The 18,635-nt window shown below is 70.2% G+C and carries 13 protein-coding genes; 5 read left to right on the top strand and 8 right to left on the bottom strand.

The genetic code is table 11. From position 1 onward, the window contains the following. The first annotated feature begins 81 nt into the window (after window positions 1–81). A complete protein-coding gene (locus ACNI65_RS16240; RefSeq protein ID WP_416757965.1) occupies window positions 82–2,463 on the top strand; it encodes a TonB-dependent receptor plug domain-containing protein in 2,382 nt (793 codons plus the stop codon). Between the two features lie 127 nt (window positions 2,464–2,590). On the opposite strand, the gene ACNI65_RS16245 is transcribed toward ACNI65_RS16240, so the two are convergent. From ACNI65_RS16245 to ACNI65_RS16280, 8 genes are all read right to left on the bottom strand, one after another. Beyond that, window positions 2,591–2,992 carry a cold-shock protein gene (locus tag ACNI65_RS16245; protein WP_416757967.1) on the bottom strand — a complete coding sequence of 134 codons (402 nt, stop codon included), beginning with the start codon at window positions 2,990–2,992 and terminating at the stop codon, window positions 2,591–2,593. A 204-nt stretch (window positions 2,993–3,196) separates the two neighbouring features. Continuing rightward, window positions 3,197–5,173, bottom strand: coding sequence for a prolyl oligopeptidase family serine peptidase (locus ACNI65_RS16250; RefSeq protein WP_416757968.1), 1,977 nt, complete (start codon window positions 5,171–5,173; stop codon window positions 3,197–3,199). Between the two features lie 146 nt (window positions 5,174–5,319). Further along, a complete protein-coding gene (locus tag ACNI65_RS16255) occupies window positions 5,320–6,471 on the bottom strand; it encodes a BMP family ABC transporter substrate-binding protein (protein ID WP_416757969.1) in 1,152 nt (383 codons plus the stop codon). A gap of 32 nt (window positions 6,472–6,503) precedes the next feature. Beyond that, window positions 6,504–7,424, bottom strand: a complete 921-nt coding sequence (locus ACNI65_RS16260) for an ABC transporter permease (RefSeq protein WP_416757970.1) — start codon at window positions 7,422–7,424, stop codon at window positions 6,504–6,506. Beyond that, window positions 7,424–8,521 carry an ABC transporter permease gene (locus ACNI65_RS16265; protein WP_416757971.1) on the bottom strand — a complete coding sequence of 366 codons (1,098 nt, stop codon included), beginning with the start codon at window positions 8,519–8,521 and terminating at the stop codon, window positions 7,424–7,426. The genes ACNI65_RS16260 and ACNI65_RS16265 overlap by 1 nt, the downstream gene beginning before the upstream one ends. Beyond that, a complete protein-coding gene (locus ACNI65_RS16270) occupies window positions 8,508–10,091 on the bottom strand; it encodes an ABC transporter ATP-binding protein (RefSeq protein ID WP_416757972.1) in 1,584 nt (527 codons plus the stop codon). The genes ACNI65_RS16265 and ACNI65_RS16270 overlap by 14 nt, the downstream gene beginning before the upstream one ends. Before the next feature lie 16 nt (window positions 10,092–10,107). After that, window positions 10,108–11,421, bottom strand: a complete 1,314-nt coding sequence (gene guaD, locus ACNI65_RS16275; RefSeq protein WP_416757974.1) for a guanine deaminase — start codon at window positions 11,419–11,421, stop codon at window positions 10,108–10,110. Window positions 11,422–11,448: 27 nt separating this feature from the next. Then, window positions 11,449–12,396 (bottom strand): LysR family transcriptional regulator, encoded by a 948-nt coding sequence (locus tag ACNI65_RS16280; RefSeq protein ID WP_416757975.1) that lies wholly within the window; start codon window positions 12,394–12,396, stop codon window positions 11,449–11,451. Window positions 12,397–12,545: 149 nt separating this feature from the next. On the opposite strand from ACNI65_RS16280, the gene xdhA reads away from it, so the two are divergent. From xdhA to ACNI65_RS16300, 4 genes are read left to right on the top strand one after another with little or no spacing between them, the layout of a single operon-like run. Continuing rightward, the gene (gene xdhA / locus ACNI65_RS16285; protein WP_416757976.1) at window positions 12,546–14,090 is read left to right on the top strand and encodes a xanthine dehydrogenase small subunit; all 1,545 of its coding nucleotides are present in this window, start codon (window positions 12,546–12,548) and stop codon (window positions 14,088–14,090) included. Next, window positions 14,087–16,468 carry a xanthine dehydrogenase molybdopterin binding subunit gene (gene xdhB / locus ACNI65_RS16290; protein ID WP_416757977.1) on the top strand — a complete coding sequence of 794 codons (2,382 nt, stop codon included), beginning with the start codon at window positions 14,087–14,089 and terminating at the stop codon, window positions 16,466–16,468. The genes xdhA and xdhB overlap by 4 nt, the downstream gene beginning before the upstream one ends. A 52-nt stretch (window positions 16,469–16,520) precedes the next feature. Next, window positions 16,521–17,180 carry a response regulator gene (locus ACNI65_RS16295; protein ID WP_416757978.1) on the top strand — a complete coding sequence of 220 codons (660 nt, stop codon included), beginning with the start codon at window positions 16,521–16,523 and terminating at the stop codon, window positions 17,178–17,180. Then, a complete protein-coding gene (locus ACNI65_RS16300; RefSeq protein ID WP_416757979.1) occupies window positions 17,177–18,598 on the top strand; it encodes a sensor histidine kinase in 1,422 nt (473 codons plus the stop codon). The genes ACNI65_RS16295 and ACNI65_RS16300 overlap by 4 nt, the downstream gene beginning before the upstream one ends. Window positions 18,599–18,635 lie beyond the last annotated feature (37 nt).

An 18,635-nucleotide genomic window follows, 5' to 3' on the forward strand; every position in this document is an offset into this window, starting at 1 on the left:
CGGCTCCCCCCATTTCCTCTTTCGCGCTTCCGTCCCAGCCATCGCCAGATCGGCCGCGCTTGCCCTGCCATTGCCTCACCGATGACACGCATTCGCCCCGCCCTGCATCCGCTTTCCCTCGCCCTGATGGTCGGCCTGAGCGCTCCCGCCTGGTCCCAATCCGCCCCGCCTGACTCGCCGCCCGCCAAGGCCCCGACGCCCGCGCAATCGCCGCAACGCGCGCGGCCCGCGCCGCCGCCGGCCAGCAAGGACAACGCCGACTCCCCCACCCAGCTCGACCGCGTCGAGGTCCAGGGCACCTCCCGCGACGACGACCAGCGGCGCGCCTCCACCGCCTCCAAGATCATCATCGGCCGCGATGAGATCGAACGCTACGGCGACTCCACCATCGGCGAAGTCCTCAAGCGACTGCCCGGCGTCACCACCGGCGGCCGACCCGGCCGCGGCGGCGAGGTCCGCATGCGCGGCATGGGCGGCGGCTACACCCAGATCCTCGTCAACGGCGAACGCATGCCCCCGGGCTTCTCGCTCGACGAGCTCCCGCCCGAACAGATCGAACGCATCGAGGTCATGCGCGCCCCCACCGCCGAATTCGGCGCGCGCGCCATCGCCGGCACCATCAACGTCGTCCTGCGCGAAGCCCTCCAGCGTCGCCTCAACGAGGTCCGCCTCGCCTCCACCATCGAGCGCGACCGCGTCACCCCGCACTTCAGCTGGACCCGCAACGACAAGCTCGACGACAACGGCGGCGCCTACAACCTCACCGTCAACGCGATGCAGCACAAGCGCGTCGATGACATCGACTCGCGCTCCCTCACCCAGGTCTTCGACAGCAACGGCGTCCAGACCCGCCAGACCCTGCTCACCAACCAGGGCCAGAACCGCGACGAGCGCAAGTCGCTCAACCTCACCGGCCGCGTCCAGCTGCGCCTGGACGGCGGCGACACGATCGCCATCCAGCCCTTCCTGATGGCCAATCGCGGCGAAGGCGCCAGCGCCTTCCGCCAGACCCAGACCCCGCCCATCCTCGACGACCGCGATCCGGAAGCGCTGCGCTACAACAGCGCCACCACCGACGGCAGCAGCCGCTCCAACATGGCCCGGCTCAACGTCCAGTGGAACAAGCGCATCGACGACAAGTCGCGCGTCGAGACCCGCGTGGGCATTGGCCGCATGACGATGTTCAGCAGCAGCCACCGCGAGGAGGACAACGTCGGCGCCACCTCGACGACCTTCTTCCGCACGCAGGACGACACCACCCGCAGCCGCGACACCAACTGGAGCTTCAACACGAAGCTGACCCACCAGATGGACAACGAGCACAACCTCGTCGCCGGCCTCGAGGGCGAAGGCACCAAGCGCCATCAGAACCGCGCCTGCCTGCAGAGCTACACCGAGGGCAGCCCCGGCACCGCCTGTTCCTTCCTCGCCGACTTCGGCGACAACGTCGACGCCTCCACCCGCCGCCTGGCCGCCTACGCGCAGGACGAGTGGAACGTCGGCAAGCAATGGGGCTTCTACGCCGGCCTGCGCTGGGAAGGCATCACCACCGACAGCAGCAACAACCAGGGGCCGGTGAGCAACACCTCCAGCGTGCTCACGCCGCTGCTGCACGCCGTCTACAAGCTCGACGAGAAGAGCCGCGAGCAGATCCGCGCCAGCCTCACGCGCAGCTACAAGTCGCCCAACCTCAACGACGTCATCGGCCGTCTGAGCATCAGCAACCGCTTCCCCTGCGACGACCCGCGCCTGCCCTGCAGCTACAACACCATCGACTCGCCGGACCGCCTCGGCAATCCCGACCTCAAACCCGAGATGGCCACCGGCGTGGAGATCGGTTACGAGAAATACCTTTCGAAGGGCGGCCTGCTGAGCGCGAATTTCTTCTATCGCCGCATCACCGACCTGATCCGCAGCCAGGCCGTGCTCGAGTCCGTGCCCTACGCCCCGGTGCCGCGCTACGTCGTGCGCCCACGCAACATCGGCAACGCCAAGACCTACGGCGTGGAGCTCGAGGCCAAGTTCCGGCTCGACGAATACTTCACCGACGCGCTGCCCATCAACGTGCGCAGCAACCTGTCGCTGTTCCATTCCGCGGTGGACGGCATCCCCGGCCCCAACAACAAGCTCGACCAGCAGCCTCGCTACACCGCCAACCTCGGCGCCGACTACCGCCTGCGCGCGGTCCCGCTGACGCTGGGCGCCTCGCTGAACTACACGCCCACGACGCTGCTGCAGCAGAGCGACCAGGTGCTCAGCGAGATCGACAAGAAACGCGTCATCGACGTCTCCGCGATGTGGACCTTCTCGCCCACCGTCGCCGTGCGCGTGGCCGCGAGCAACCTCGTGCCGCTGAGCTTCGGCAATGGGAGTATCGCCACCACGCCGGGCCGCATCGTCACCAGCGAGAGCACCGGCCGCAGCTTCACCGTGTGGACCGTGCGCCTGGAACTGAAGGTCTGATCGCCGCAGACGGAGCGCCACCAGGGCGCAAAAAAGGCTGCCCGAGGGCAGCCTGAAAGGTTGCGGAGCAAGAAGCCTCCGCGAGGGCGACGGGGCCGCGGATGCCGGCCCCTAGGAGTCAAACGGTTCAGCGACGCGCCTGGGCGGCCGCCTTCGAGTTGCCGAGCGCATGGCTCGCGGGGGCCCAGACCGTCGCGCCGACGCCCAGCGCCAGCAGCACCAGCACCATCCACGTCAGCGGCGAGGTGCGGCGGCGCGCGATCGGCCGCGGCGGACGCGAACCCGTGCGCGCCGGACGCAGCTGCGACGGCAGCCGGAACGCTTCCAGGCGCTGCAGCCGCACCGCCTGTTTGGTGCCGTCACTCTTGGAAACAACCTCGAAGCTCAGCCGCTCGCCTTCCTGCGGCGTCTGACCGTCCAGCGGGAAGGACGACACGTGCACGAACACGCGGTCTCCGCCCTGCTCCGGCTTCACCAGCCCATGGCCGCGCTCGGCGTACCAGCTGTCCAACGTCCCTTCGAATCGCATCTCTTGGGTCCCCCATCTTGTCGAACGCCCGGGTGCGTCGCGCCGGCTCGTGGCCCACGGAACGCGCGCCCCGGGGCGCTTCTCTCATCCGGATCAAACCGGGACAAAAGAGCCCGGCGCTTGGCCGGGCTGCTGGGGATGGATGCTGCCCAAGTTGACACGGCCCACGGCAACAGCCTGTAAACCGTGCAACTTCACACGTTTTTAATTCTTCAACCCGGGCTTCAAGTACTGGTCGAGGAATGCCAGCATGCGGCGATTCGCCTCGATCTGGTTCTTCTTCTTGGAGAAGCCATGGCCCTCGTCGTCGAAGACCACGTACTCCACCGGCACGCCGTTCTTCTTGACCGCCTCGACGATCTCGTCGCTCTCGGGCTTGATCACGCGCGGATCGTTCTTGCCCTGGATGACGAGCAGCGGCTTGCGGATCTCCTTCGCGTGGAACAGCGGCGAGGTGGCGATCAGGAAGTCCTTGTCCTTCACCGGATCGCCGATCTCCAGGTACAGCGCCTTGCGGAAGCTCTCCCAGTACGGCGGGATGGACTCCAGCGTGCGCAGCCAGTTGGAGACGCCGAAGATGTCGATGCCGACCTTGAACGCCTCCGGCCGGAAGGCCATCGCCGCCAGCGTCATGTAGCCGCCGTAGCTGCCGCCCGCGATGCCGATGCGCTCGGGGTCGATCACGCCGGTGGAGGCCAGGTAGGTCTTGGCCTCGATGCAGTCCCACAGCGGCTCACGGCCGTGCTTGCCGTCGTCGGCGGTGAAGAAGGTCTTGCCGTAGCCCGAGCTGCCGCGGTTGTTGATGCCCAGCACCGCGTAGCCGTGGTTGACCAGGTACTGGATCATCGCGGAGTAGCCCCGCGTGGTCTGCCCGCCCGGGCCGCCGTGCACCAGCACGATCGCGGGCACCTTGTTGGTCGGCGACGCTTCCTTGGGCTCGTAGTAGACCGACGGGATCACCATCCCGTCGAAGGACTTGAAGCGCACGATGCGGGCCTCGACCAGTTCCTCGGGGTCGATGTCCTTGGACAGGCTGCGCGTGAGCTGCTTCGCCTGCTTCGTGCCGAAGTCATAGACGAACAGGTTGCTCGGCGAGCGGTCGCCGTTCAGGTAGAAGGCCATGCGCTGGCTGGTGCGCGAGAAGCTCACCCCGCGCAGTTCGCCGCCGGGCAGCCGGGGCAGCGTCACCGGCTTGCCGTCGGCGGTCTGCACGATGCGCAGCTCCAGGCTGGCATCGGCGTTCACGCCGGTCACGCGATAACGGCCGTCGCGCGAGTAGCTGCTGTAGTCGATGTCCCAGTCCGCCTTCTCCAGCTCGCTGGTCTTGCCCGAGGCCAGGTCGTAGGACAGCAGCCGCTGGAATTCCGCGCCCTCGTTGGACAGCAGCAGCAAGGTCTTCGACGCCGGATCGAAGCCCGACGCGCTGAACGCGGCCACGCCCTGATGCGGCGTCAGGTGCTTGGTCGACTGGTCCTGCGTGTCGTAGAGGTAGACGTCCGAGTCGGCGGTCGTGTTGGTCTTGCCCAGCGCGATCCAGCGGCCGTCGCCGCTGACGTTGAACACGGCCATGCCGTTCTCGTTCTTGTAGACCAGCGTGCGCGCGTAGGTCTTGGCGTCGTAGCGGTAGACGTCGATGAAGCGCGGATCGCGCTCGTTGGTGGAGACGTAGAACGCGTTGCCGTCGGCGGCCCAGCCGGTGAAATCGGCCTTGACCTTCTCACCGGGCGTGAGGTCGCGCTCGGTGCCGTCGAGCTCGCGCACGATCAGGTGGAAGTTCTCGTTGCCGCCCTGGTCGCGGGTGAAGAGCACGCGATCGTCGTTGCGGAAGTAGCCCACCGCGTAATGGCTGTCGACGGTCGACGAGGTCAGCGTGACCGGCTCGCCGCCGTCCACGGAGATGCTGTAGACGTTGAAGATCCCGGTGGCATTGCTGCTGAACAGGATGCGGCGCTCGTCCTGCGAGAACGAGGCCCCGCGGATCGAGGTCGTCGCCATGAACTGCTCGATCGTGTAGGGCTTGGCGGCGCGCTTCGCTTCGGTCTTCGTCGCGGCCGCGCTCTTGGTCGAGGCCTTGGTGGAAGGTTTGGCGGCGACATCAGCGGCCATCGCGGGCGCGGCGAGCGCGGCGGCCAGCGCCAGCGTCAGCACGGAACAGGCGGCCTTCGGGAACAGCGTCGTCATCGGGGTTCTCCTCTCCTGTGGGCCCGGGACGGCCCCGGGATCCGCGGACTGTAGTCGCGGGGGTCAGCCCTTGCCCATCCCCCGAAGGATGCGCCGCAGGAGGCCGCGACGAAGCGGCGATCCCGCGGGATGGACGGTGAACCGGCTCACTTGCCCGCCGGCACCTGTCCCTCGACGCCCTTCACGTAGAACTTGATGTTCTGGAGGAACTTGTCGTCGGCGACGGCGTCCTTGGCCAGCACCTCCTTGCCGTCCTGGCCGGCGATCGGGCCCTTCCAGATCACGAAGCTGCCGTCCTTGAGCCCGGCCTTGACCTGATCCAGCTTCGCCTTCACCTCGGCGGGCACCGCCGCGTTGAGCGACACCAGGTCGATCGCGCCTTCCTTGACGCCCCACCAGCTGTGCTTGCCCGGACCGGCCGACCACGTCCCGTCCAGCGCCGCCTTCACCGTGGCGATGTAGTACGGCGACCAGTCGATCACCGCCGAGCCCAGATGCGCCTTCGGCCCATACGAGCTCATGTCAGAGTCCCAGCCGAATGCGTACTTGCCGTTCTTCTCCGCGGTCTGCAGCACCGCGCTTGAATCGGTGTTCTGCATCAACACGTCGGCGCCCGCGTTGATCAGCGTCTGCGCGGCGTTGGTTTCCTGCGGCGGGTTGAACCACTCGTTGACCCACACCACCTTCACCGTCACCTTCGGGTTGCTGCTCTGCGCGCCCAGCGTGAAGCTGTTGATGTTGCGGATCACCTCGGGAATGGGGATGGACCCGACCACACCGAGCGTCCCGGTCTTCGTCATCGCGCCCGCGACGACACCGGCCATGTATGCGCCCTCATAGGTCCGCGAGTCGTAGCTGCGCAGGTTGGCTGCCTGCTTGAAGCCGGTGGCGTGCTCGAACCTCACCTGCGGGCTGTCCGCCGCGACCTTGAGCATCGGCTCCATGTAGCCGAAGGTCGTGCCGAAGACCAGCGTGTTGCCCTGCTGCACGAGGTCGCGGAACACGCGCTCGGCATCGGCCGCCTCGGGCACCTTCTCGACGAAGGTCGTCTTGATGCGGCCGCCGAATTCCTGCTCGAGCTTCTTGCGCGCGTTGTCGTGGGCGAAGGTCCAGCCGCCATCGCCCACCGGGCCGACGTACGCGAAGGCCACGTTCAGCGGCGCGCCGCCCGTGGATGCAGCGCTGCCGGCCTCGGGCGCGGATGCGGCACCGGCGGGCGCCTCGTCCTTCTTGCCGCAGGCGGACAGCGCCAGCGCGGCGGCCGCGGTCGCGGCCAGCAGCAGGGATCGACGGAGCATCGGAACAGCGGGAGACAGGGTCATGGCAACGCTCATGAATGAGGATGGAAAGGACGCCCCAGCGAGGCCGGCATGTTGGCGCGGATGAAGCTCTCGTTGCGCGAGATCAGCACCAGCACCACGATGGTGGCCAGGTAGGGCAGCATGCTCAGGAACTGGCTGGCGACCTGCACGCCCTGCCCTTGCAGGTGGAACTGCAGCATGGTGACGCCCCCGAACAGGATCGCTCCAAGCAACACGCGTGCCGGGCGCCAGGTCGCGAAGCTCGTCAGCGCCAGCGCGATCCAGCCCTTGCCGGCGATCATGCCCTCGACCCACAGCGGCGTGTAGACCACCGAGCAGTACGCGCCCGCCAGCCCGCACAGCGCGCCGCCGGTCACCACCGCCATCAGCCGGATGCGGCGCACCGGATAGCCCAGCGCATGCGCCGATTCGGGGGATTCGCCCACCGCGCGCAGCACCAGACCCGGGCGCGTGCGCGTCAGCGCCCAGGCCAGCAGCGCGGTCAGCGCGATCGCGCCATAGACCAGCGGATGCTGGCGGAACAGCGCGGGCCCGATGAAGGGCATGTCGGCAAGACCCGGCACCGCGAAGGACGGCCGCGGTCCGAGCTTGGCCTGCACGTAGTTCTGACCGACAAACGCCGAGAAGCCCGCGCCGAAGAGGCTCAGCGCGAGCCCGGTCGCGTACTGGTTGGTGTTCAGATAAACCGCAAGCAGTCCGAAGGCCAGCGCCATCAGCGCGCCCGCGCCGATGCCGGCGAGGAAGCCCACGACATCGCTACCGCTGTGCACCGCCGCGGCGAAACCCGCGATCGCGGCCACCAGCATCATCCCCTCGGCACCGAGGTTCACGACACCCGCGCGCTCGTTGATCAGCAGTCCCAGCGCCGCCAGCGCGATCAGCGTGCCCGCGTTCAGCGTCGCGGCGATGAGCAAGGCCCAGGCTTCCATCAGCGGGCCTCCTTCGTGTCCGCGCTGACGCCTTTCATGACGCCCGCGACCCGCCGCACCCGGTAATGGATCAGCGTGTCGGAGGCCAGCAGCGTGAAGAGCAGCAGGCCCTGGAACACGCCGGTGATCGCCTTGGGCAGGCCGAGCCGCGACTGCGCCAGTTCCCCGCCGATGTAGAACATGCTCATCAGCACGCCCGACAGCACGATGCCCACCGGATGCAGCCGGCCGACGAAGGCCACGATGATCGCGGCGAAGCCGTAGCCCACCGGCACATGCGGCGTGAGCTGACCCAGCGGCCCGGCGGTCTCCAGCGCGCCGGCCAGGCCGGCGAGTCCGCCCGACAGCGCCATCGCGCCCCACAGCGCGCCGCGCGACGAGAAGCCCGCGTAGCGCGCCGCCATCGGCGCGATGCCGCCGGTCTGCAGCGCGAAGCCCGCCATCGAGCGCATCAGCAGCCACCACACGCCCGCGACCGCCACCAGCGCGATCCACACACCGATGTGCAGCCGCGTGCCGGTGAACAGCTTGGGCAGTTGCGTGGCCGGCAGGAAGGTGATCGTCTGCGGGAAGTTGTAGCCCGCCGGATCCTTCCACGGGCCGTAGACGAGGTACTGCAGCAGTAGCTCCGCGATGTAGACCAGCATCAGGCTGACGAGGATCTCGTTGGCATGGAAGCGGTCGCGCAGCGCCGCCGCGATCGCGGCCCACGCCGCGCCGCCGAGCATGCCCGCCAGCAGGATGGGCACGACGATCAGCTTCGTGCTCGACGCGTCCGCCTGCATCGCCACCCAGCCCGCAGCCAGCGCGCCGGCGATGAACTGGCCCTCCGCGCCGATGTTCCAGACATTGGCGCGGAAGGCCACCGCCAGCCCCAGCGCGATCAGCACCAGCGGCGTGGCCTTCAGCCCGAGCTCGCCCAGCGCGTAGCTGTTGCGCAGCGGCTCCCAGAAGAACATGCGCAGGCCCTGCACCGGGTCCTTGCCCAGCGACAGGAAAATGGCCACGCCGATCAGCGTGGTCAGCGCCAGCGCGATCAACGGCGAGGCGAGCGACATCGCCGTCGACGGCTGCGAACGCGGTTCAAGCCGGAGCATGGGTGTTCTCCGCTTCGGTCCACAGCCCGCTCATCCACTGGCCGATCTGAGCGACGCTCGCCTCTGCGATCGGCACCGCTGGCGACAGCCGCCCGCGCGCCATCACCATCAGGCGGTCGCTGAGCTCGAAGAGCTCGTCGAGCTCCTCGCTCAGCACCAGCAGCGCGCAACCGGCCTCGCGCAACGCGAGCAACTCGGCGCGGATCTGCGCTGCCGCGCCGACGTCCACGCCCCAGGTGGGCTGCGCGACGATCAGCGCCCTGGGCGCGGCGTCGATCTCGCGGCCCATGATGAATTTCTGCAGATTGCCGCCGGAAAGGCTGCGCGCCGCGGCCTGCGGGCCAGCCGCGCGCACGCCGAAGCGCTCGATCAGCCGGCGCGCCAGCGCGGCGGCCCTCGTCGGCGACACATGGCCGAATCGCCCGACCGCGTCACGCCGCGTCAGCAAGGTGTTCTGCGCCAGCGACATCGACGGCACCGCACCACGCCCCAGCCGCTCCTCGGGCACGTGATGCAGGCCCAGCGCGCGGCGGCGCGCGGGTCCGAGCGGGCCGAGATCGACCTCATGGGGCTGCTCGCCACCGGCACCACGGCGCAGCGTGGGATCGTCGTTGAGCCAGACAACCGTGCCAGGCGGCGCGCGCCGGTCCTCGCCCGACAGCACGCGCAGCAGCTCCTGCTGCCCGTTGCCCGACACGCCCGCGAGTCCGAGGATCTCCCCCTGGCGCAGCTCCAGCGCCAGCGCCGACAAGGCCGTGCCGTGCGGGTCCTCGGGCGCCAGGCTCAGACCACGCACGCGCAGCCGCAGCGGCGCATGCGGTCGCGCGGCGCGGGTCGCGCGGTCCTCCAGCGCCGGGGGCTCCCCGCCGATCATCAGGCGCGACAGGCTGGCGTTGCTTTCCTCGCGCGGATCGACCTCGCCGGTGACGCGCCCCGCGCGCATCACCGTGCAGCGATGGCACAGCGCGCGGATCTCGTCGAGCTTGTGGCTGATGTAGAGGATCGCGCAGCCCTGCTCCGCGAGCTGGCGCAGCGTGCCGAACAGCGCCGTGACTGCCTGCGGCGTCAGCACCGAGGTCGGCTCGTCCAGGATCAGCAGCCGCGGCGCGGTCATCAGCGCGCGCAGGATCTCCACGCGCTGGCGCTCGCCCACCGACAGCGCATGCACGGGCCGCTCCGGATCGAGCGGCAGGCCGTACTCGGCCGAGAGCCGGCGCACGCGCTCGCGCACCTCGTCCAGCGTCATCGCCTGGTCCAGGCCCAGCCAGATGTTCTGCGCCGCGGTCAACGAGTCGAACAGCGAGAAGTGCTGATAGACCATGCTGATCCCCAGCGCGCGCGCCTGCGCGGGCGAACGCACCGCCTGCGCCGCGCCGTCCCAGCGCAGCTCGCCGGCATCGGCCTGCACCGCCCCGGCGATGATCTTCATCAGCGTGGACTTGCCCGCGCCGTTCTCGCCGAGCACCGCGTGGATCTCTCCCGGCGCCACCGCCAACGACACGTCGTCATTGGCCTTCACGCCTGGGTACTGCTTGCTGATGTGGCGAAGTTCCAGGCGCGGTGCGGTCATGGGCGTGCGAGCGTCCTTACGGTCGGCGGTAGCGCGCCCGTCCCGCGACGTAGCTGGCCACCAGGTATCGATCGTCCGAGAGCGTCATCCAGGCGAAAGCCCGTTCATGCGGATCTCGCGCCAGGGCCATGCGGGCCTCGGCGACCGGCCCCGCGGCCCAGTCCCAGACACAGACGTCGGCCAGTGTAGCCACGCCGAAGTGGCCCAGTTCCTCCGACAAACCCAGGGCCTCGGCCGCGCCGCGCGTCGCCGCGTGCAGGCCCGCCCAGGCGGTCAGCCGGTGGCCCTTGAGCGCCTGCACCTTGTAGCCGTCGGCCAGCGTGCGCTGCGCCGACAGCGAGGTGCCGCCGCCCACGTCGCTCGCCGCGCTCACGCGCACGCCCGCGTCGAGCGCGCCGGGCCAGTCGAACAGCCCGCTGCCCAGGAACAGGTTGGACGACGGGCAATGCGCGATGTGCGCGCCGGTGCGCGCGAGCACGCGCCGGTCCTCGTCGTCCAGCCAGATGCCGTGGGCCAGCACCGCGCGCGGATGCAGCAGCCCGACGCGGTCATAGACATCGAGGTAGCTGCGCGCCTCGGGGAAGAGCTTCGCGACCCATTCGACCTCGCCGCGGTTCTCCGCGACGTGGGTCTGCATGTAGAGGCTGGCGTCGGCACGGCACAGCGCGCCGGCCATCGCGAGCTGCTCCGGCGTGCTCGTCGGCGCGAAACGCACCGTCACCGCGTAGGACAGCCGCTCGCGGCCGTGGTGGCGGGCGATCAGGTCCAGGCAGTCGCGCTCGGCCTGGACCACGTCGTCGCGCAGGCCGTCCGGCGCGTGGCGGTCCATCAGCACCTTGCCGGTGATCAGCCGCATGCCGCGCTCGGCGGCCGCATCGAACAGCGCGTCGGCCGAGACCTTGTGCACCGTCGGATACACGACCGCCGACGTCGTCCCATGCGCCAGCAGCGCGTCCAGGAAACGCGCCGCGCCGGCGCGCGCGACGGCGGGGTCGGCGTAGCGCTGCTCGGCGGGGAAGGTGTAGGTCTCGAGCCAGTCCAGCAGCTCCGTGCCGTAGGACGCGATCACGTCCAGCTGCGGGCTGTGCACATGCGTGTCGACGAAGCCCGGCAGGATCAGCCGGCCTGAATGGTCCTCGCGCACCCAGCCCTCGCCCGGAGCCTCGGCCTGCGCGCCGACGATGCGGCCGTCCTCGATGAGGAGCCAGTGATCGGGGCGGAAACGCACGGCGGGGTCGTCCACGCGCGCCCAGTGCGGCGTGGCGGTGAAGTCCAGCAGGTCGCCCTTCAGGGCCAGGCGTACCGGAGCGGCAAATCGGTCTGTCGTCATGCGTTCAGGAGAGAGGAAGTCGGAACCTTACTTCACGAGCTCGCGCGCGACCTCGCGCACCTGCTCGCGCAGCCAGCGCAGCGGCGCGCTGTTGTGGCTGACGTCGTGCCACAGCTGGTAATACGTCATCGGCGGGAAAGCGACCGGGCAGCGCAGCACCGTCACCGGCAGCTGGTCCAGGTAGCGGTTGCAGAACAGCCGCCCGGTGGTCAGCACCAGCAAGCTGCGCGCCACCATCTGCGGCAACTGCCCGAAATGGGCGCAGCGCACCGCGATACGGCGCTCCAGGCCCAGCGAGGCCAGATGCTGCTCGATCACGCCGGGCTGCCCCCGGCTGAGCGGCATCGGCGCGAGATGCTGCGCGTCCAGGTAGCGCTCCTGCGTCCACGCGCGCGGCGACATCCGCGCCGCCGGGTGATCCCGGCTGACCAGGCAGACGACCTCGTCCACCAGCAGCCGGCCCATGTGGAGCTCGCCGGGCGGCTCCAGCCAGTTGCCGATGACCAGATCGACCTCGCCGCGGGCCAGCGACGCGCGGTAGTCGAAATCGGCGTTCAGCGGCTGCAGGTCGAGCTGCACGCCCGGCGCCACGCGCTGCAGATGCGCCACCAGCAGCGGCAGGAACAGCGGGTCGAGGTAGTCGCTCGCGGCAATGCGCAGCTGAAGCTCGGCCGTCGCGGGATCGAAGCCGGTCTTGCGCAGCCGCGCGCCGAAGAGCTCGTCGGCCTCGCGCAGCAGGCGCTCCGCCGGGGCGAGCAGCTCCAGCGCGGTGGCCGTCGGGGTCATGCCCGCGCCGCTGCGCACCAGCAGCGGGTCGCCGGTCAGGGTGCGCAGACGCCGCAGCTGCGCGCTCAAGGCGGGCTGCGTGCTGCCGAGCCGCATGGCGGCCCTGGACACACTGCGCTCGGAAATCAAGGTATGCAGGACCCGCACCAGAAGGAGGTCGATCTTGTCGAAATTCAGCGCGTCCGACATGTGCAATAGCATATAGAGGTTATTCACTGCATCGTATAACCAGTTGCCCATCGCAGGAGTACCGTTCGGAGTAATTGCATCCTCGGGCGAACCGTGCCCGTTTCTTGCTTCCTCGCCAGCGTCTGGCCAGCTTCCGATCCGCTCTCCGCATGACTGCTCCCCGTCCGATCCGCTTCTTCCACCGAGGCCAGCTGACGTCCGTCGCCGGACTGCCGCCCACGACCACGGTGCTCCAGTACCTGCGCGAGCACGCCCACTGCGCCGGCACGAAGGAAGGCTGCGCCGAAGGCGACTGCGGCGCCTGCACGGTGCTGGTGGGCGAGCTCGACGCGGACGGCCGGTCCGTCGCGCTGCGCAACGTCAATGCCTGCATCCAGTTCCTGCCGATGCTCGACGGCAAGGCGCTGCTGACCGTCGAGGACCTGGGCACCAGCACCGATCTCGGGCCGGTGCAGCAGTCGCTGGTGGACTGTCACGGCTCCCAATGCGGCTTCTGCACGCCCGGCTTCGCGATGACGATGCAGGCCATCTACGAGCGCCATCAGGCCGAGGGCAGCCGGCCGGACCGTCAGGCGCTCGCCGACGACCTGGCCGGCAACCTCTGCCGCTGCACCGGCTACCGGCCGATCCTGGACGCCGGCGAGCGCATGTTCGACGCGCCGGCCCGGGTGATCGATCGCGCGCCCCTCGTCGAGGCGCTGCGCACGCTGCGCGACGATCCGCCGCTGCATTACGAGGCCGCGTCGCGCGCGGGCACGCCGCAGCGCGTCTTCGCGCCGCGTTCGATCGACGACTTCGCCGCGCTGCGCGAGGCCCAGCCCGAGGCGCGCCTCGTCGCCGGCGCCACCGATGTCGGCCTGTGGGTCAACAAGCAGCAGCGTGAGCTCGGCGATGTGATCCTGACCGGGCAAGTCGACGCGCTGCGCCGCATCGAGGTCTTCGACACCTCGGAGCTGGACAGCGCCCACGGCTCGCCGGCCACGCTGCGCATCGGCGCCGCGGTGACGCTGGAGGACGCCTGGGCCGCGCTGAGCGCGCGTGTCCCGGCGCTGCGCGAGCTGTGGCTGCGCTTCGCCTCGCCGCCGGTGCGCCACGCCGGCACGCTGGGCGGCAACATCGCCAACGGCTCGCCGATCGGCGACGGCGCGCCCGCGCTGATCGCGCTGGGCGCGCGCATCCGGCTGCGTCGCGGCACCGAGCACCGCGTGATGCCGCTGGAGAGCTTCTACCTGGACTACATGAAGAACGCGCTGCAGCCCGGCGAGTTCGTCGAGGCGCTGGATGTGCCGATGCCCGCGCCCGGCACGCGGCTGCGCGGCTACAAGCTCGCCAAGCGCTACGACAGTGACATCTCCGCCGTCTGCGCCGTGCTGAGCCTGCGTCTGGAAGACGGCGTGGCACGCGACGCGCGATTCGCCTTCGGCGGCATGGCCGCGATCGTCAAGCGCGCGGCGCGCGCTGAAGGCGCGGTCAATGGCCGCGCCTGGGACGAGGCCGCGTCGCTGGCCGCGGCCGCCGCGCTGGCAGAGGACTTCACGCCGATGACCGACCTGCGCGCCAGCGCCGGTTACCGCGCGCGCGCCTCAGCCAACCTGATTCGACGTTTCTGGCTGGAGACCCGCGCCAACGCGCCCGTCGCGGCCGAGTCCGCCAGCGTCTGGCAGGCGATCAACCTGCAGCGGAGCGTCGCATGAACAAGCCCGCGGACTTCCCACTGCCCCTCGATGCGGCGACGCCCGCGCTGCAGCCCCAGGTCGGCGTCAGCCGCGCGCATGAGGCTGCCCATCTGCATGTGAGCGGCGAGGCCGTCTACATCGACGACATCGCCGAGGCGCAAGGCACGCTGCACGCCGCGCTGGGGCTGTCGCCGGTGGCGCACGGCACGCTCGTGTCCATCGACCTGGACCTGCTGCGCCGCCAGCCCGGCGTCGTCGCGGTGCTGACCGCCGCGGACTTCCCCGGCGAGAACAACTGCGGCCCGCTGATCCACGACGACCCCATCCTGGCCGAGGGCACGCTGCGCTACGTCGGCCAGCCGGTCTACGCGGTGATCGCGACCGATCGGGAGCTGGCGCGCCGCGCTGCCGCGCTGGCGAAGCAGGCCGTCGTCAGCACGCCGCTGCCCGCGGTGCTGACGGCGCGCGAGGCGCATGCGATCGGCCAGTACGTGATCGCGCCGATGCACCTCACGCGCGGCGATCCGCAGGCCGCGCTGGCCGGCGCGCCGCACCGGCTCGAGGGCGAATGGGCCGTCGGCGGCCAGGAGCAGTTCTACCTGGAGGGCCAGATCAGCTACGCGCTGCCGCAGGAGAACCAGGCGCTGCTGATCCATTGCTCGACGCAGCATCCGTCGGAGATGCAGCAGCTCGTCGCGCATGCGCTGGGCTGGCAGGCGCATCAGGTCACCGTGCAATGCCGGCGCATGGGCGGCGGGTTCGGCGGCAAGGAATCGCAGTCGGCGCTCTTCGCCTGCGTCGCGGCGCTGGCCGCGCATCGGCTGCGCCGCCCGGTCAAGCTGCGTGTGGACCGCGATGACGACTTCCTCGTCACCGGCCGCCGCCACGGCTTCGATTACCGCTGGTCCGTCGGCTTCGACGACGAGGGCCGCATCCTCGGCGCCGAGATCGACCTGATCTCCAACTGCGGCCACAGCGCCGACCTGTCCGCGCCGGTGATGGCGCGCGCGCTTTGCCACTTCGACAACGCCTACTGGCTGCCGCATGTCGCGATGCACGGCTACGGCGCGAAGACCAACACGCAGAGCAACACCGCCTTCCGCGGCTTCGGTGGGCCGCAGGGCGCGCTGGCCATCGAGATGATCATGGACGGCATCGGGCGGCGGCTCGGCCTGGACGCGCTCACGGTGCGTCAACGCAATTTCTACCGCGATGGGCAGGACATCACGCCCTATGGGCAGCGCGTCGAGGACAACCAGATCCAGCCGCTGACCGATCAGCTGATCGCGTCCTCCGAGTACCACGCGCGCCGCGCCGAGATCACGGCGTTCAACGCGACGAGTCCCGTGCTCAAGCGCGGCCTGGCGTTGACGCCGGTGAAGTTCGGCATCTCGTTCAACGTCGTCCACCTGAATCAGGCCGGCGCGCTGGTGCATGTCTACACCGACGGCTCGGTGCTGGTGAATCATGGCGGCACCGAGATGGGCCAGGGGCTCAACACCAAGGTCGCGCAGGTGGTCGCGCACGAGCTGGGCGTGCCCGCGTCGCAGGTGCGCGCCAGCGCCACCGACACCAGCAAGGTCGCCAACACCTCGGCCACGGCGGCGTCGACCGGCTCGGACCTCAACGGCAAGGCCGCGCAGGACGCGGCCCGCAAGATCCGCGCGCGGCTCACGCCGCTGGCGGCGCGGCTGCTGGGCTGCGCTGAGAGCGACGTCGTCTTCGATGGCGGCGAGGTGCGCGCCGGCCACGGCGATCCCGCGGTTCCGTCGACCGCCGCCGCGATCAGCTTCCAGGAGCTGGTCGGCAAGGCCTATCTGGAGCGCATCCAGCTGTGGAGCGACGGCTTCTACGCGACGCCCGGCCTGAACTGGGACCGCGCGAAGCTGCAGGGCAACCCCTTCTTCTACTACGCGTTCGGCGCGGCGGTGGCGGAGGTGCTGGTGGACACGCTCACCGGTGAGACCCGCGTGCTGCGCGCCGATGTGCTGCATGACGTGGGGCGCTCACTGAATCCGGCGCTGGACATCGGCCAGGTCGAGGGCGCCTTCGTGCAGGGCCAGGGCTGGCTGACCAGCGAGGAGCTGGTGTGGCATCCGCAGTCCGGCCTGCTGCTCACGCACGCGCCGAGCACCTACAAGATCCCCACCGCCAACGACATGCCGCGCGACTTCCGCGTGGCGCTGTTCGACGCGCCCAACGCCAAGGACAGCATCCATCGGTCCAAGGCCGTGGGCGAGCCGCCGCTGCTGCTGCCGTTCTCGGTGTTGCTCGCGATCAAGGACGCCGTGGCCGCCTGCGGCCCCGAGCGCTGCGATCCGCCGCTGCGCGCGCCGGCCACGCCCGAGGCGGTGCTGGACGCGATCGAGGCGGTTCAGGCGCGGATGGCCGGCTGACCCTCGCCGCCTCGGCGATGATGCGAGCCCTCATGGTCTTCGCGCCCGCCGCATGCACATCCTTCTCATCGAGGACGACCTCGATCTCGGTCGCGCCCTCCAGGCCTCGCTCCGGATCGAGGGACACAGCAGCGAATGGCTGCGGCGCGCGGCCGATGCGCCCGTCCAGCTGGACCCGAACGCGCAGGACGCGGTGCTGCTCGATCAGGCCCTGCCGGACGGCGACGGCCGCCAACTGCTGACGCGCTGGCGGCGCCAGGGCAGCACGGTGCCGGTGATCGTCATCACCGCGCGCGCCGCCTTGCAGGACCGGCTCGCGGGCTTCGACGGCGGGGCCGACGACTACGTGGTCAAGCCCTTCGAGATCCCCGAGCTCATCGCCCGGTTGCGGGCCGTGCTGCGGCGCGGCGCGCAGCAGGCCGATGACTGCTGGCGGCTGGGGGCGCTGACCATCGAATCGAGCCGGCGGCGCGTGCTGCTCGAGGGCGAGGAAGTCTCGCTGTCGCCGCGCGAGTTCCAGCTGCTGCTGGAGCTGGCGCGCGAGCGCGGTGGCGTCGTCGCCAAGCATGCGCTGGCGCAACGCCTCGCGCCGCTGCACGAGCCGATGGACTTCGGCACGCTGGAAGTGCACCTGGCCAACCTGCGCCGCAAGATCGGCGCGGCGCGCATCGGCACCGTGCGGGGCGTGGGCTACTGGCTGGCCTGCACATGAAGACTCGCGTGCTTCCGGACAGCCTCGCCAGGCTTCGACACTGGCTGCGGCCCACGCTGACGCGTCGCCTCATCGGCGCGCTGCTCGTGGCGATCGCATTGCTCGCGGCCCTGGTGCTCGTGCAGGACCAGATCGACCTGCGCGAGCAGATCGCCACCAACCCCGGGATCCGTCAGATGGGGCTGCAGCTGGCCGCGGGGCTCGATGAGATCGACGACCCGGCGCAGGCGGCCAAGCTCATCGCCGGCCATGCGCGCTTCATCGAGCGCCAGCGCGAGTTGCAACGCCGACACTCCGACCTGCTGCGCGGCGAGGTGCTGCTGCAGCTGTACGACCGCGCCGGCACCCTGCTGTATGCCTCCGCCCCGACCGAGGCGATCGCGCGCGTCGGCGTGGGCGAGCAGGTGCTGCTCGGCGAGCGTCACTGGACCTGGCGCGTGGACGGACCGCGCTGGTCGCTGCGCCTGGCCGAGCCCGCCATCGACAACACGCGGCTGCTGGGCTTCGCGAGCTGGGAACTGTCCAAGCAGCTGCTGCTGGCACTGCCGCTGATGGTGCTGCCGCTGTGGATCGCGGTGCGGACCGGCCTGTCGCCCTTGCGTCGGTTCCAGCGCCGCATCGAGCGCATCGACACGGACGCCACGCTGGCGCCGCTGGACATGGACCTGCGCTACGGCGAGTTGCGCCCGCTGGCACAGGCTTTCGACACCCTGTTGCGGCGGCTGCGCGAGCGGGTCGCGCGTGAACAGGCCTTCGTCCACGACGCGGCGCATGAACTGCGCACGCCGCTCGCCGTGATCGCCGCCCAGGCCCACGTGCTGGTGCACGCGCAGACGCCCGCGGCGCGCGCCGAGGCGTCCACGGCCATGCAAGGCGCCATTGAACGCAGCGCGCATCTGTCGCGGCAGCTGCTCGACCTGGCGTCGCTGGACCCGCGCGCCGCGACCGGGATCGAGGCCGTCGATCTGGCCGCCTTGTGCGCGAACCTGCTCGCGGAGCGCGGCGCGGAAGCGCGCACGCGTGGGCTGGACCTGTCGATGGAGGCACCGGACCACCTGCCGCTGCGGCTGGATCGCGTCGCCCTCGAATCGATCCTGCGCAACCTGCTCGACAACGCGCTGCGCTACGTGCCCGCGGGCGGCCGCGTCGAGATCGGGCTGGCCGCCGACGCGTGCGACGGGCTGCGGCTGAGCGTCGCGGACGACGGCCCCGGCATCGCGACGGAGCACCGCGAGCGCGTCTTCGACCGCTTCTGGCGCGGCAAGGACCACGACGTGCCGGGATCGGGTCTGGGGCTGGCGATCGTGCGGCAGGCCGCCGAGCGCCTGGGCGGACGCCTGACGCTGACGAGCGGCCTGGACGGACGCGGCGTCCGCTTCGACCTGACCGTGCCGGTCGAGATCTTGGGCATTCCTTAAGGTTGGCGTTTCCAGAATGGCGCGGTCAATCTCGACA

Source organism: Roseateles sp. So40a (assembly GCF_048081605.1).
Classification (GTDB): Bacteria; Pseudomonadota; Gammaproteobacteria; order Burkholderiales; family Burkholderiaceae_C; genus Roseateles.

Coding starts and splice junctions, on each gene's coding strand:
- ACNI65_RS16240 (WP_416757965.1), top strand. CDS start 82: ATGACACGCATTCGCCCCGCCCTGCATCCGCTTTCCCTCGCCCTGATG.
- ACNI65_RS16245 (WP_416757967.1), bottom strand. CDS start 2,992: ATGCGATTCGAAGGGACGTTGGACAGCTGGTACGCCGAGCGCGGCCAT.
- ACNI65_RS16250 (WP_416757968.1), bottom strand. CDS start 5,173: ATGACGACGCTGTTCCCGAAGGCCGCCTGTTCCGTGCTGACGCTGGCG.
- ACNI65_RS16255 (WP_416757969.1), bottom strand. CDS start 6,471: ATGCTCCGTCGATCCCTGCTGCTGGCCGCGACCGCGGCCGCCGCGCTG.
- ACNI65_RS16260 (WP_416757970.1), bottom strand. CDS start 7,424: ATGGAAGCCTGGGCCTTGCTCATCGCCGCGACGCTGAACGCGGGCACG.
- ACNI65_RS16265 (WP_416757971.1), bottom strand. CDS start 8,521: ATGCTCCGGCTTGAACCGCGTTCGCAGCCGTCGACGGCGATGTCGCTC.
- ACNI65_RS16270 (WP_416757972.1), bottom strand. CDS start 10,091: ATGACCGCACCGCGCCTGGAACTTCGCCACATCAGCAAGCAGTACCCA.
- guaD (WP_416757974.1), bottom strand. CDS start 11,421: ATGACGACAGACCGATTTGCCGCTCCGGTACGCCTGGCCCTGAAGGGC.
- ACNI65_RS16280 (WP_416757975.1), bottom strand. CDS start 12,396: ATGTCGGACGCGCTGAATTTCGACAAGATCGACCTCCTTCTGGTGCGG.
- xdhA (WP_416757976.1), top strand. CDS start 12,546: ATGACTGCTCCCCGTCCGATCCGCTTCTTCCACCGAGGCCAGCTGACG.
- xdhB (WP_416757977.1), top strand. CDS start 14,087: ATGAACAAGCCCGCGGACTTCCCACTGCCCCTCGATGCGGCGACGCCC.
- ACNI65_RS16295 (WP_416757978.1), top strand. CDS start 16,521: ATGCACATCCTTCTCATCGAGGACGACCTCGATCTCGGTCGCGCCCTC.
- ACNI65_RS16300 (WP_416757979.1), top strand. CDS start 17,177: ATGAAGACTCGCGTGCTTCCGGACAGCCTCGCCAGGCTTCGACACTGG.